Below are 12,406 nucleotides of genomic sequence, written 5' to 3' on the forward strand. Positions count from 1 at the left end.
CGATTCCGTCATTGCGAGGCACTGCCGCCAACTCGGCTGGATTCCAGAGAAGCGCAGAATTAAGCTTTGCAGCGTTCGCCGGCATGGCCGGGAAGCAGCTTGAAAGCATTTTCGGACAGGCGTCTGAGGGCCGGCAGCCATCAAAAAAAAATAGTATCGAGTCAGGAGTGGAAAACAACATGAAACGCAAATGCAACGCCGACAAGAACACAGGTGCAGCCAATGAAGAAACGGAGCCTCCAGTTAAAGCGGGCTGCAGTGTTGCACCCGAAAATCTTATAAAAGGTTGCGTATCGCTGACGTCATCTTCTTTTTTGAAGAACCATAGATCAGTTGATGCAAGACTGAAATCCGATTGTCAACCCACCCGCAAGTTTCCGATAAACCCAGCGACCAACTCCTTTCGAAAGACGTTCTTTCCCGGGGTCACCATCGGCGAATGGAATGACTGGCATTGGCAGCTGCGTCATCGCATCACCGATGTGGAAAATTTGGCCAGGATCATCCAACTGACTGAAGAAGAGTTGCAAGCTGTTGCCGAGCGAAAGGTGCCGCTTCCTCTTGCCATCACTCCCTACTACGCCAGTCTGATCTATCGAAGTGATGGTTTGCAGGCCTTGCGGCGCACGGTAGTGCCGGTCTGCGCCGAGCTCAACTCGACTGCCGACGAGGCCGAAGATCCCCTGGGGGAAGACAGTGACAGTCCGGTACCCGGGTTAGTCCATCGCTATCCCGATCGAGTCCTTTTCCTCACGACCGATGTTTGTTCGACCTATTGCCGTTATTGTACCCGCTCCCGCATGGTAGGAGGCAAGAATGGGAGTAGTTCAAGCTTCCAGCGGTGGAGCAGGGCCATCGAATACATCCAGGAGACTCCCTCGGTGCGCGATGTGCTGTTGTCCGGCGGCGATCCCCTGACCCTTTCCAACGACCGCCTGGAATGGCTCCTGGTCAGGTTGCGCGCCATCCCTCATGTAGAAATGATACGCATCGGTACCAAGGCTCCGGTGGTCTTGCCGCAGCGTGTAACTCTGGCCCTCACGCGCATGCTCCGGCGTTACCATCCGCTGTGGATGAGCGTTCACTTTACCCATCCCAATGAACTGACTTCGGAGGTCATTCATGCCTGCAATCGCCTGGCGGATGCCGGCATTCCGCTGGGAAGCCAGACGGTTCTGCTGGCGGGCATCAACGACCAGGTAGACATCATGAAACGTTTGTACCACGGACTCCTGAAGATGCGCGTACGTCCCTACTATCTATACCAGTGTGATCCGATACCGGGTTCTGCACATTTTCGCACTCCGGTCTCCAAAGGGCTGGAGATTATGCGCGGCCTGCGCGGCTTCACGTCGGGGTATGCAATCCCCGCATACGTCATTGACGCTCCCGGAGGCGGGGGCAAGGTTCCGCTGCTTCCCGAATACATAGCCGGACGTGACGGCGATGCGCTGGTTCTGGCAAATTACCGGGGGAAGCTTTACCGCTATCCCGATTGCGGTGAAAAGGCGAGTCGGCGCGGGCCGCGGAAGGGAAAAATCGCAGCACGTCCCCAAAATCGGGAACAGGTTGAAGGAGGACCTTTCAAGATCGGAATAACTTACGACCTGCGGGAAGAATATTTGGCCGAAGGATACAGCCGCGAGGAAACCGCCGAGTTTGATCGTCCCGATACCATTGAAGGGATTGACAGTACCCTGCAGACGCTCGGATTTCAGACGGATCGCATCGGCCATGTGAGGAATCTGGTCCTGCGGTTGGCGGCGGGTGATCGTTGGGATATGGTTTTCAATATTGCGGAGGGGCTGAAGGGATATGGTCGGGAGGCTCAGGTGCCCACCTTGCTGGATGCCTACAATATTCCCTATACCTTCTCGGATGCACTGGTCCTCTCGTTGTCCCTGCATAAGGGCATGACCAAGCGAGTCATCCGGGACCTGGGTATACCGACAGCGGATTTTGCCGTGGTGGAATCAGTGGCGGAAGCCGCCAGGCTCACGCTTCCCTTTCCGCTCTTTGCCAAACCGGTGGCGGAAGGGACCGGCAAAGGGATCAGCGCCGCATCGAAGATTCGAACGCCGGCAGAACTGGCTGCTGTGTGCGGCTTGCTTTTGTCCGCTTACCAACAGCCTGTTCTGGTCGAAACGTTTTTGCCTGGCCGTGAATTCACGGTCGGCATCGTTGGCACGGGAGAAGAGACCGAAGCCATTGCAGTGATTGAAATTTTTCTGAAGGAACAGGCCGAGAACGACGCGTATTCGTACAAGAACAAAGAACATTACGAGGAACTGGTAGAATATCGCCTGGTGAATGACGCGACGGCGCGACAGGCCAAAGAGGTCGCCATTGCTTCGTGGAAGGGGCTCGGGTGCAGGGATGCGGGACGCATAGACCTGCGGGTGGACGCCCATGGCGTGCCCAATTTCATTGAAGTCAATCCGCTTGCGGGACTGAATCCTACCCATTCGGACCTGCCAATCCTCTGCAGAATGGCTGGAGTCAGTTATGAGCAGTTGTTGGACCGGATCATGCGCTCGGCTTTGAAGCGGGTTGATGGCTCCAAAGTGCACCGCGCTGTTGCGAGGGCGCCTCGGTTATCCGGCCAGTCAATCCCCGAGACCCGTCCCGGGCTCGGCTGAATCGCAAGGATGTCGGGTTTTGCGGATGAAAGCGGTTATTCTGCACAGTGCTGTGAACGATGATGCCGGCAACGATGAACGAGACGTACTGGTCCAGGTGGAATCCGTTGCAAAGGCTTTATCCACGCTTGGATACGAGGTCTTTGCGATACCTTTTTACCTGGATTTGGCGTGTATGAGAACAGCCCTCGATGCCATCCGCCCCCGGTTTGCCTTCAATCTGGTAGAAACGGTCGAGCAGGCAGGGCGGCTCATCCATGCGGCACCGGCTCTGCTCGACCATCTGCAGCTGCCTTACACAGGGGCGAGCACCGAGGCGGTGTTCGTCACCTCCAACAAACTCCTGGCCAAAAAGCTTTTGAGTGGAGCCGGAATTCCCACCCCACCCTGGTTGTCGCTCGAAGATGCCAAAGTAAACGGTCATGCTGCCAAGGGAGCCCATATCATCAAGTCGATCTGGGAACACGCTTCCATTGGTTTGGACGAGGATTCGGTGGTGGTCGTGAACGGCTGCGGGCAACTGCTGCAGGCACTGGAGCATCGCAGGGAATCGCTGGGAGGAGCTTGCTTTGCCGAAGCCTACATCGACGGGAGGGAATTCAACTTGTCCATTCTGGCGAGCAACAATGGGCCTGAGGTGCTGCCCCCCGCCGAGATAGAATTTGTACGATTTCCCGCCGACAAGAAAAAAGTCGTAGGTTACCGGGCCAAATGGGAAGTGGGTTCATTTGAATATGACCACACCGTGCGGCGATTTGATTTTGGGCGTGAGGACGAGCCCCTGATCGCACAGCTTCGGCAAATGGCCCGAGACTGCTGGCGCCTGTTCGAACTGCGCGGCTATGCCCGAGTGGATTTCCGGGTTGATCAAGCGGGCAGACCGTGGGTGCTCGAGGTCAACACCAATCCCTGCCTCTCCCCCGACGGAGGATTTTTCGCGGCGGCGGAGCAGTGCGGTTTGTCCTATGTTAAAGTAATCCAAAGGATTGTGAGGGACCTAGACGCTGCATCATGAGTCGGCTGCCATCACTCAGTTTGCGCCGCAGTGTGAAGCCTTCCGATCGCAAAGCCGTGCGATCCGTAGTGCAATCGTCGGGCTTTTTTTCCCCGGCGGAAACGGCGATTGCGCTGGAACTGCTCGATGAGCATGTTAACAAAGGGGAGCGGAGCGGTTATATGTTTCTGTTTGCGGATCTGCTCGAAGAGCTTGTAGGGTACAGTTGTTTTGGCCCAATTTCGGGTACCCAATCGAGTTATGATCTTTACTGGATAGCGGTATTAAATGACTTCCGTTCGCGGGGAATCGGCAGGACCATTTTGCAGGAAACGGAACAGATCATCTTCAGGAGCGGAGGCCGGCGAATCTATGTGGAGACGTCGGGAAGGGATCAATACCGCCTGACGCGTTTGTTTTATAGCCGTCACGCCTATGCCGAGGCGGCGCGGCTGAAAGATTTTTATGGCGCAGGCGATGACAAGGTCATATACGTAAAAATCCTTTAGGAAGACCTGTTTCGGGCCTGCCCGGGAGAAAATTCTCTGCATTGGGCGGAAACAAGAGATCACAAGGCGGAAAGAATGCAAGATCAATGGCGCCAAAAACTGGACAAAAAGCTGACTCCAATGGATCTCTACCGGCTGACACCCAGGAACAACTGTGGAGCATGCGGCTTTCTAACCTGTCTGGCATTTGCAACCCAGGCCATCGTCGGCCAGGCACAGCTGGATGCCTGTCCGTACCTGAACCCCGAAGCGCTCCAACCGTTGCGTGAACAATTGAATGAACAGCATCGCTCCGGCATTGGTGTAAAACGCGAAGGCTTCGAGAAAGCCTTGGAGTATCTGCGCGGCAGACTGCGGGAATGTGATTTTCAGGCGGTGGCTCCCACTATTGGTGCTGTGTGCTTGACGACAGATCAAGGGCCGACGCTGCAGTTTGAATATTTTGGAACAAAGGTGACGGCCGGCAGGGACGATATCACGAGGGCTTCGGGTGAAGAGCTGAATCCATGGGAAAAGATTTTCCTCTTCAACTACATTATAGACGGGGCTCAGTATCCTTCCGGAGTGTGGGTGGGAATGGAAAGTCTGCCCAACTCGGTGTCCAAAATCAAGAGCCTCAAAGCCCATTGCCAGGATCGGCTGGCCCAGGAGTTGGGAGCCGATTTGCAGAAATTGCCCGAGGCCATCGCCGGGTTGGGAAGGGACATCACCGCGCAGTTGGATCAAGTCGATTTTGCGGTTGAATTTCATATCCTGCCCAGGCTTGCCGTTCGTGTTCTGTGGTGGGCGGAGGACCCTGAGGAGGGGTTCGAGAGCCAGGTGAAGTTTTTATTCGATTCCAACGTGCTGGGGACCTTGGATCTGGAATCCCTGTTGTTCGCCTGCGAACAGCTCACCGATCGATGGATTGCTCAGTACAGCGCCGCACAATCAATTGGCTGAATTCCGCAGGGCGGGCCGGCTTACCCCGCAAAGGGCAGGGGCAGCTGAACCATAAGGTCTGATATGACCAGGGCAAGCCCCGCCATCACCCAAAAGCCGCCCTTGAGCCAATCTTTCTTCCCCGCCTGAAACTCCATGAAAGCCGGGATTTGACCGTTATAGCCGCGCGCCAGCATGGCGTCATAGACCCTTTCGGTCCGCTCAAAGCTGCGCACAAAAAGCATGCCGATGAAGTTTCCCATCGCCTTCAAGGTTGCCAGGCTGGTCTCCTTGTGAAAGCCGCGCGCCAGCATGCCGGTCGCCATTCTTTTCGCTTCGTGATGAAACACAAAGAGATAGCGATGTGCGAGGGAAAGCATCTGGCAAATCCTGTCGGGGACTCTGAGGTGCGCCAGCGCTTTGAGGGTGACAGGCAAGGGTGAAGTGCCCAGCACAGGGTCCATCATCAGAGCTATGGCGGTAGCTTTCAGTCCGATGCGAACGGCTAGGTGAAGGCCGCGCAGGTTGAATTGAATGAATTGGAAGGAGTCCGGCACCAACAGATGGTCACCCGGTTTAACCGGTACCGTGAGCGGCATCACCAGGAGAAACATGCCGACAAAGCCGGAAACGGCCGCTATGCGTTTCATCGAGGTACTCAGAGGAATTTTGGCCAGCCGCGCTGCCGCCCAGGAAATAAAGAAGGCCAGCAGGCACAGTGGCAACTGCTGTAGGGATGCCACACAAAACCAGTAGAGAAACAGGGATGCGATCTTGAAACGCGGGTCCCAGTTATGAAATGGGGAATGGTTGTGAGCGTGTGCGTCGATTGCCGGGATTGTCCGGTCGCGGTCCCTGGACACCGAGCGGGTGCTGCTCCGCCGGGCGCGCAAAAAAGAAACCAATCGGGTGCATCCGAAGCCCAAAAAGACAAGGAGAATCAAGAAAACGGCCAACCAGTAAACTGAAACAGTAGTGATGTGCATCGATCCATCCATCTTACCCGTTCGTCAAGTGGCTGCCGGGAAAGCGGTTCTCAAAAGCTCCGGTTTGACCTTGTACAGGAAGGAGACGGTGAATGCGGAAATGGCCGCCTCGATCGCGATGACCGGTAAGTGTGCCACGAGTGCGATTTTGGCGACGCCCAAAAAGTCTTCTCCACTGCTGATCAGGAGTACAGCCAGGACGGTGCCGGCAAGCATCACGCCAAGGCCCCCGCAGATGGCTCCGGCCAACACGGTACGAAACAAAGTCTTGCCTTTGATGAGTGCAAACAGCCAACCCGCCGTGAGTGCCGGCAATCCCATCATGAGAGAGTTTGCTCCCCAGGCGGTGATTCCTCCAAATTGAAACAGCAGGGACTGCAGCAGCAGGCCCAGTGCCACGGAAACAAATGCACTGCTTCCCAGGAGAATGCCGACCAGTCCCGGGATGAGCAGATGAACACTGGTCGGTCCCAAAGGAACGTGGATGAGTGAAGCCACAAAAAAGGATGAGGTCACCACCGCCACCTTGGGAAGATCGTCGCCCCGGGTTTTTCTAACGCTCCATGCCGTCAGCGCGAGGCTCACGGCATAGCTTCCAACTGCCATGGAGGTAGGCAGCACGCCGTCGGATATATGCATGCGGGTTTCCCTTCAGCTCAAGGACCTTTGCGCAGTTTCCGGCAATGCAGGTAAAAGGCGATCCCAACAAGGCCGAGGATGTAGCCGATTCCCGCGAATATCTCTTGCATGCCCGGGCGGGAAAGATGCTCCCGCAACGCGACGAGCTCCCTTTTGATCTGGGCCAGCTCGCGGGTCATGAGATGCTTTTGCTGCTGCAACTGGGCCATAATCTGATCGCACTGCTCGAACCGGTTCGGCTTGTCGTTCTGCCCCGCAAGTTGCCCCGCTTCCCGGCCAGGCGGGCTGCTGCGCGACAATTGAAAATCCTGAGCGGAGGCCTTGAGAGCAAACAGGGCAGCCCCAAGGATCAACCCGGCAGCAAACCACAGTGAAAATCGGTTCAGCAGGCTGAATGCGCCCATACTACATCTCATCCTGCCTGATAGTGTATTCATTCCTGTGGCCCATGCCGGCGTTGATCACGATGGTGAGGTCTTCTCTTTTGGGAATGGGGAAGGAAAATTTTCCTTCCCTGTCGGTTTTTCCCTCGAGCAGCCTGGTTTTTGCCTGGTCGTAAACTTCTATGGTGCCGCCTGCGGCGGGTTTACCATCGGGAAAATAGCTCTCCGTGTGGATCGTGCCATCTTCGGCATAAGCGAACACATTCACTTTGTGGGCTTGTGCAGTGCCGGCCATGGCACAGACCACAAGGCCTATAAGCAACGCCGAAAAGGTTGATTTGTTGACCATAAGTATAGCCCCTTTCTAAAGCCTACTGCATATCCGTTGTGTGTACCCAGTAGACGGCTCCTATCTCAACGCCTTTTTCCTCGCCATCATGCTGCAACGTATAGGAGGCTTCATTGAGAGCGGAAAATCCCCACCAACCGGCTCTTGGCATGGCGTAGGTAAAAACTCCGTTGGAATCAGCCTTGACCACCTGGGTTACAAACGGATCGGACGGCGCATGCACGAGCTTGGGATTGTCGGGGGATGCATTGAGATATTCGACTTCCACCTCGGCGTTTGCAACCGGCCTGCCGTTCACCAGAACCTGTCCCTGAAACACGTTGCCCGTCCATAAACCGTACGGTCGGGTCAGGGGAACAATCTCCGTTTCCAGCCCGATGGGCTCATCCCAGCCCTCTTCCAGACCCAGTGCATTGACGCAGACCTTGGGATAGTGGACGATAAAAATATCTTCAGCAGGTTCCCAGTAAGGGGCGGGTTCGACAAAGAAAGTGTAATCTCCCGGGCTCTTGATGGCGTAGTCGGCCTGCCAGAAGGTGCATTGCTCCTGCTGATCCGGCGCCTTCCCTTTCACAGGTTTCAATTCAGTCAATAAATCGGTCCTCTTGCCTTTATGGAATACACTGAAATTTCTAGGTTTTTCCATATTCATATAGTGCTGTTCCATAGGGTGGATGAATTTGATGTCCAGGGTAATGCCCTTGGGATCATCTTTGCCGACAATGTCATTCGACGGTATGATCGCTCCAAAATGGGCTCCGCAATTGCTGCCTAAACACCAGGAACCAAACACCACCAGCAAACAAACGAAAATGTGACGCAGCCTCATCGTTTCCTCCATCCGGCGCTACAGGTTGTATTCACAAAAAAAAGGCCAGCACCACGGCTGGCCTTCTTGACCGCATTGACATGACCACACTCTTGCTCTGCGAACCTTTACCGATGAAAAGCTTCAGCTTTTCGATTGCGCCGAGAATATCCTACAGAACTGAGCAGCTTGTCAAGCCACAAAAAACTGAGAATTTTTGAAGTTGGCCTGCAAGTTGCTTTCTCCAGGCGAAACCGGTTGTGAAGGAGGTTCGTTCCATCTGAGAAAGAATGCGATGTGCCGCAAGGCCAAGGAGGAGGAAATTGGAAATAAACAAGGCTTCATTGGGCAAAAGGTTGGGGTGGTTTGGTCTGGTATTGGCCTCCGTATGTCTGCTCGCTCCGTCGCAGGTGCGGGCCGGAGGTGTGGATGTGCTGATTGGGTTGAATTTCGGTTTTCCTGGTTATTATGTGGCTCCGCCACCGCCTGTGGTCGTGCAGCAACCGCCGGTGGTGGTGGAAGCTCCACCGGTCTACATCCGCAATGATCCTGTGGTCGTCTACCGTTCACCTGTGGTCGTGGCGCCGCCACCAAGGGCCTATTATTATGGACATAAGCCTCCCGGCCACGCAAAAAAGCACCACAAGCACCACAAGCACCGATGGTAGCACTGCCACGTCTAAGATTCCAGGGAAGTCCATTTTTGCTGGAGTCCGGCCTTCGCCTGAGTGACCAAACGGCATTCAGGCAAAATCGCGGAGATACTTTTGATGGCTTCAATGCAAACCTCTGCCGGGTAGGGCAGAAGGAACTAACAGTGTAGGTTTTTTACTACAAATGTGTAGTCAATTGCATACAGTCGGTAGGCCAGAGCCTTTGGTTGATGGAGAGAAAGATGCTGAGAACAACACTATCGCTGGTTTTATTGGTTCTATTCTCATTTGTTTTGTTAACGGCGTGTGCCGGAGGACCGCTCACCACACGCGAACGTTTGACTCTCGGCGGGGGTGCGCTGGGAGCTGCGACGGGGGCTCTCGTGGGGGCTGCATCGGGAGGCAGTGCCGCCGTCGGTGCGGCAATTGGAGGACCTGTGGGACTTATTGGCGGCTTCCTCATCGGGGACAGTGTGCAGGGCGGTTCCTACTCGAGGCAGACTTGCCCGCCCGGAACCAGCTATCAGGTACAGGGCTATAAACGCAAGGCACCTGCAACAAAGCACTCCAGCGCCGCCGCTGGGCCGACGAATAGCGCGACCGGCGGGCAGGTCTATTAAAAGCGGGGGGATTTGCTTGAGCACAACCGATGATCTGAAGGTTCCACTGATTCAAAGGCTCAAGGTTTGCCTGACGGATCGAATCCAGCAAAGCCGGAGCCTTGTGATGAGGCACTCTCGCTTGTGGTCGGCGTTGGCGGCTCTGCTTGCAGTTACAGGATGGGTATTGGCCGCTCTGCTGTGGCTTGCAGATCCGGTTGTAGAAAAAGTCGCGCCGGCACTGGCGGAAGCAACAGCGCCCGCTCCCCCCCGTACCGTTCCCATTGGCCGCCCTTACCTGGGGATACGGGGGGAAGCATTCTCACAGGGTAATTTGAAGGGTCTAAAAATACTGGAAGTTTTCCCGGGCTCGCCGGCCGCCGTTTCGGGGCTTCGTTCGCAAAACGATCCACTGCGCACTACCGGCGACCTGATCGTCCGGGTAAATGACCGTGCCATACAGTCGGAAGAGGATTTTAGATTGTTGATGCAAGAGAGTGCCCCGGGTGATCTCCTCAATGTTTTGGTCACTTTCAGCGGCGCCGGCTCGTATGAAATTGTTCCGGTGACTTTGGGGGCCGCTCCCGACTCAGCGCCCGTTGACCGTGTCGCGACCAGACAAGCCGGTGAAGATCCTCAGAAGCCGGAGCCGGCAGCGCAAATCGAGGCGGCGATTCTCGCCCAGGTGAACAGATTGCGTACCCAGCACGGACTTGCTGCACTGAACACCAACCCGTTGCTGCAGCAGGCGGCTCGAAGTCACAGTGAAGAGATGGCCCGGGAGAGGTTTTTTGCCCATATCGATCCCAAGGGAAGAGATGTGGTGGATCGGATACGACTCCAGGGCGTGGAGAATTTCAAAAGCGCCGGTGAAAACATCTTTGTCGGCCGGAACCTCACGAACCTCATAGACTCGGTCGTCCGGGGATGGATGGAGAGCCCGGGTCACAAAAGAAACCTGCTCTTTTCGGGATATCGAGAGGTGGGGACAGGAGTCGCCGTTGCCGACAAGCACAGTATCTATGTAACCCAGGTCTACCTGGATCCCTTGTGACGCCTATGACTGTAGGCCTTGTTGATGGGTTTCGCTTCGCTCTACCCATCCTACGTCTGAGAGCTTGTTCGAGAACGGCTCCACAGTGCTTTCCGATCATTCCGCTGCCGCTCGGAATCGAGAATACGGCATGCTTGCAGGCTTCCCGCCGCCTTCGTGGTATTCTCTCGGAATGACTTGGCTGGCAGCCTTCTCGAGCAAGCTCGTCGCCCGGTGGAGTACGCCGATCAGGGGCATGACTGTTCCAGCAGTTTTCTCACGCAGCCGAGACATTGCTCAATCTCATCGACGCGCAGCTCGAGTGTTATGGTGCCGCAGTATGCGGCATTTCTGACAGCCGCAAAAATCGACGGGAAATCGATGATCCCATGGCCGACAGGCAAGTGCAGGTCAGCGTCCGGCGAATTGCCGCCGCGATTGTCATGCAGGTGCATGTGCCGAATGCGTTGGGGATAGTTCTGCAAAAAGGCAAAGCTGGTATTTTCATGGGTCAAAAGTTGCGCATGGCCCAAATCGAGGGTCATCCTGAGCTCGGGCAGAGCAGTAAACACCGCAGCCAGATGTTCTGCGGTTTCACTCAGGTTTTCCAGGCAGATGGTGACTTTGGAGCTGCCGGCGACATCGAGCAACCTGGCAAGAAAATCAATCTTGTATTGAATGACTTCGGGACTCAGGAAACGCGGATCCATCCACAGATGCATCGTCAGCAGCTTCATTCTCAGTTGCGGCATGAGTCCAAGCACTCCACAGAGCTTGGGAAAATAGACCTTCTCCAGGGTGTCCGTATCGCTGGGATCGCCTTCCCGAGGTCCATGGCACAGGAAAAATAAGCCGGTCTCCTCCATGACCGTGCGATAGCGGTCCAGATGGCCGGCAAACTGTTCCGCATCTTCGATGGAAATTTCGGCGAACTGGAGCCCCAGCCGCTGCAGCAAAAGGACCTCCTGCGGCGTGCGGGCTGTTCCACCCAGTACGATGGTACCGTGTTCTTTGGCCACAAAATGCAATCCTACGTCAACCCCATTTCCTCACACCGTCATTCGCCATCCCCTGCCGCGTTCTCGGCCGTTCACTTTGATGTAACATGAGAATATCCAATACCGAAGAGTAAAGCCACAAGCTTTTGCTCATAGGCTTCGACCGCAGTCATGATCCATTGCGGTGCTGGTCGGTACGGCATTTGCTTACCTTTACGCGCCGATTCGCATCGCTTATAGTGATCCCCGTCTTTCTCAAAAGCAGTCATATCGTAGTCAGTTCGGTCAGTAGTATTTTCCAATGGTCATAACGGAAGGAGAAAATGACTCGCAGAGACGCTCTTAAGGTTATTGTTGTCAGCTCCCTCGCCCCTTCGCTTATTCCCTGCCTGATTGAGGACGTACCCGCAACCGCCTTGAAATCACTCTGCTCCGGCAGGCTTGCTTTTGTCAACCTGCACACCCAGGAACGGTTGCAGGTCAAATATCTGAACAAAAGAGGCCGGTTTGATCGCAAAGCACTTGCAAAATTGAATCATCTGTTTCGTTGTTACTACGATGAAAAGGCTTACCGTATCGATCCTCATCTGTATCTTCTGCTCGATGCGGTGCGCACTAAACTGCACGCCGGGGAGCGTACCTATCAGCTCCTGTCCGGATATCGTTCACCCCAGTACAATCAATATTTGAGAAAAAATGGGCACGGTGTGGCCAGGAACAGCTACCATCTCAAAGGCATGGCGGCTGATGTCTGCCTGGAAGGCGTTTCCCTTTCGGATCTCGGCAGGACGGCGGCTGCTTTCAAGGTTGGAGGGGTAGGCAGGTATAATGACTTCATTCACATGGATGTTGGCCCGGTACGCCGCTGGTGAGGGGGAATCCGGAACAATACGAA

General features: G+C 55.2%; 14 protein-coding genes and 1 pseudogene. 9 read left to right on the plus strand and 6 right to left on the minus strand.

Translation table 11 applies throughout. The features are described from left to right. Positions 1 to 179 precede the first annotated feature (179 nt). The 5 genes and pseudogenes from K1V27_RS22750 to K1V27_RS05805 form a co-directional block, all read left to right on the plus strand. A pseudogene (locus K1V27_RS22750) lies at positions 180 to 1,496 on the plus strand (KamA family radical SAM protein); the annotation flags it as partial. 417 nt (positions 1,497 to 1,913) lie between these two features. After that, the gene (locus K1V27_RS22755; protein WP_353740538.1) at positions 1,914 to 2,639 is read left to right on the plus strand and encodes a D-alanine--D-alanine ligase family protein; all 726 of its coding nucleotides are present in this window, start codon (positions 1,914 to 1,916) and stop codon (positions 2,637 to 2,639) included. Positions 2,640 to 2,664: 25 nt separating this feature from the next. Beyond that, a complete protein-coding gene (locus K1V27_RS05795) occupies positions 2,665 to 3,654 on the plus strand; it encodes a D-alanine--D-alanine ligase family protein (RefSeq protein ID WP_258928637.1) in 990 nt (329 codons plus the stop codon). Then, positions 3,651 to 4,142 carry a GNAT family N-acetyltransferase gene (locus K1V27_RS05800; RefSeq protein WP_258928638.1) on the plus strand — a complete coding sequence of 164 codons (492 nt, stop codon included), beginning with the start codon at positions 3,651 to 3,653 and terminating at the stop codon, positions 4,140 to 4,142. The genes K1V27_RS05795 and K1V27_RS05800 overlap by 4 nt, the downstream gene beginning before the upstream one ends. Positions 4,143 to 4,217: 75 nt before the next feature. Next, positions 4,218 to 5,084, plus strand: coding sequence for a DUF3786 domain-containing protein (locus tag K1V27_RS05805; protein ID WP_258928639.1), 867 nt, complete (start codon positions 4,218 to 4,220; stop codon positions 5,082 to 5,084). 20 nt (positions 5,085 to 5,104) lie between these two features. Here K1V27_RS05805 and cbiQ read toward each other — a convergent pair whose 3' ends face one another. Genes cbiQ through K1V27_RS05830 form a run of 5 tightly spaced genes read right to left on the minus strand, consistent with a single transcriptional unit; the run spans position 5,105 to position 8,249 of the window. Next, positions 5,105 to 6,049 (minus strand): cobalt ECF transporter T component CbiQ, encoded by a 945-nt coding sequence (gene cbiQ / locus K1V27_RS05810; RefSeq protein WP_258928640.1) that lies wholly within the window; start codon positions 6,047 to 6,049, stop codon positions 5,105 to 5,107. 24 nt (positions 6,050 to 6,073) lie between these two features. Further along, complete coding sequence (gene cbiM / locus K1V27_RS05815) at positions 6,074 to 6,688, minus strand: cobalt transporter CbiM (protein WP_258928641.1); 615 nt, start codon at positions 6,686 to 6,688, stop codon at positions 6,074 to 6,076. A 17-nt stretch (positions 6,689 to 6,705) separates the two neighbouring features. After that, positions 6,706 to 7,092, minus strand: a complete 387-nt coding sequence (locus K1V27_RS05820) for an HI_1622 family ECF transport-associated protein (protein WP_258928642.1) — start codon at positions 7,090 to 7,092, stop codon at positions 6,706 to 6,708. 1 nt (position 7,093) lies between these two features. Then, positions 7,094 to 7,420 (minus strand): NikL family nickel/cobalt ECF transporter subunit, encoded by a 327-nt coding sequence (locus K1V27_RS05825; RefSeq protein WP_258928644.1) that lies wholly within the window; start codon positions 7,418 to 7,420, stop codon positions 7,094 to 7,096. Between the two features lie 22 nt (positions 7,421 to 7,442). Then, a complete protein-coding gene (locus K1V27_RS05830) occupies positions 7,443 to 8,249 on the minus strand; it encodes a DUF4198 domain-containing protein (RefSeq protein WP_258928646.1) in 807 nt (268 codons plus the stop codon). Between the two features lie 302 nt (positions 8,250 to 8,551). On the opposite strand from K1V27_RS05830, the gene K1V27_RS05835 reads away from it, so the two are divergent. The 3 genes from K1V27_RS05835 (at position 8,552) to K1V27_RS05845 (ending at position 10,534) form a co-directional block, all read left to right on the plus strand. Continuing rightward, a complete protein-coding gene (locus tag K1V27_RS05835) occupies positions 8,552 to 8,896 on the plus strand; it encodes a hypothetical protein (RefSeq protein WP_258928647.1) in 345 nt (114 codons plus the stop codon). A 227-nt stretch (positions 8,897 to 9,123) separates the two neighbouring features. Further along, the gene (locus K1V27_RS05840; protein WP_258928648.1) at positions 9,124 to 9,501 is read left to right on the plus strand and encodes a YMGG-like glycine zipper-containing protein; all 378 of its coding nucleotides are present in this window, start codon (positions 9,124 to 9,126) and stop codon (positions 9,499 to 9,501) included. 16 nt (positions 9,502 to 9,517) lie between these two features. Next, entirely contained in the window at positions 9,518 to 10,534 is a 1,017-nt protein-coding gene (locus K1V27_RS05845; protein ID WP_258928650.1) for a CAP domain-containing protein, read from the plus strand. Between the two features lie 227 nt (positions 10,535 to 10,761). On the opposite strand, the gene K1V27_RS05850 is transcribed toward K1V27_RS05845, so the two are convergent. Then, entirely contained in the window at positions 10,762 to 11,532 is a 771-nt protein-coding gene (locus tag K1V27_RS05850; RefSeq protein ID WP_258928651.1) for a sugar phosphate isomerase/epimerase family protein, read from the minus strand. Positions 11,533 to 11,834: 302 nt separating this feature from the next. Between K1V27_RS05850 and K1V27_RS05855 the strand changes: the two genes are divergently transcribed. Continuing rightward, positions 11,835 to 12,383, plus strand: a complete 549-nt coding sequence (locus K1V27_RS05855; protein WP_258928652.1) for a YcbK family protein — start codon at positions 11,835 to 11,837, stop codon at positions 12,381 to 12,383. Positions 12,384 to 12,406 lie beyond the last annotated feature (23 nt).

It is taken from the genome of Desulfoferrobacter suflitae, from assembly GCF_022603395.1.
In the GTDB taxonomy this organism is placed as follows: domain Bacteria; phylum Desulfobacterota; class Syntrophobacteria; order Syntrophobacterales; family Syntrophobacteraceae; genus Desulfoferrobacter; species Desulfoferrobacter suflitae.

Coding starts and splice junctions, on each gene's coding strand:
- K1V27_RS05820 (WP_258928642.1), bottom strand. CDS start 7,092: ATGGGCGCATTCAGCCTGCTGAACCGATTTTCACTGTGGTTTGCTGCC.
- K1V27_RS05840 (WP_258928648.1), top strand. CDS start 9,124: ATGCTGAGAACAACACTATCGCTGGTTTTATTGGTTCTATTCTCATTT.
- cbiQ (WP_258928640.1), bottom strand. CDS start 6,049: ATGCACATCACTACTGTTTCAGTTTACTGGTTGGCCGTTTTCTTGATT.
- cbiM (WP_258928641.1), bottom strand. CDS start 6,688: ATGCATATATCCGACGGCGTGCTGCCTACCTCCATGGCAGTTGGAAGC.
- K1V27_RS05795 (WP_258928637.1), top strand. CDS start 2,665: ATGAAAGCGGTTATTCTGCACAGTGCTGTGAACGATGATGCCGGCAAC.
- K1V27_RS05855 (WP_258928652.1), top strand. CDS start 11,835: ATGACTCGCAGAGACGCTCTTAAGGTTATTGTTGTCAGCTCCCTCGCC.
- K1V27_RS05805 (WP_258928639.1), top strand. CDS start 4,218: ATGCAAGATCAATGGCGCCAAAAACTGGACAAAAAGCTGACTCCAATG.
- K1V27_RS22755 (WP_353740538.1), top strand. CDS start 1,914: ATGACCAAGCGAGTCATCCGGGACCTGGGTATACCGACAGCGGATTTT.
- K1V27_RS05800 (WP_258928638.1), top strand. CDS start 3,651: ATGAGTCGGCTGCCATCACTCAGTTTGCGCCGCAGTGTGAAGCCTTCC.
- K1V27_RS05830 (WP_258928646.1), bottom strand. CDS start 8,249: ATGAGGCTGCGTCACATTTTCGTTTGTTTGCTGGTGGTGTTTGGTTCC.
- K1V27_RS05825 (WP_258928644.1), bottom strand. CDS start 7,420: ATGGTCAACAAATCAACCTTTTCGGCGTTGCTTATAGGCCTTGTGGTC.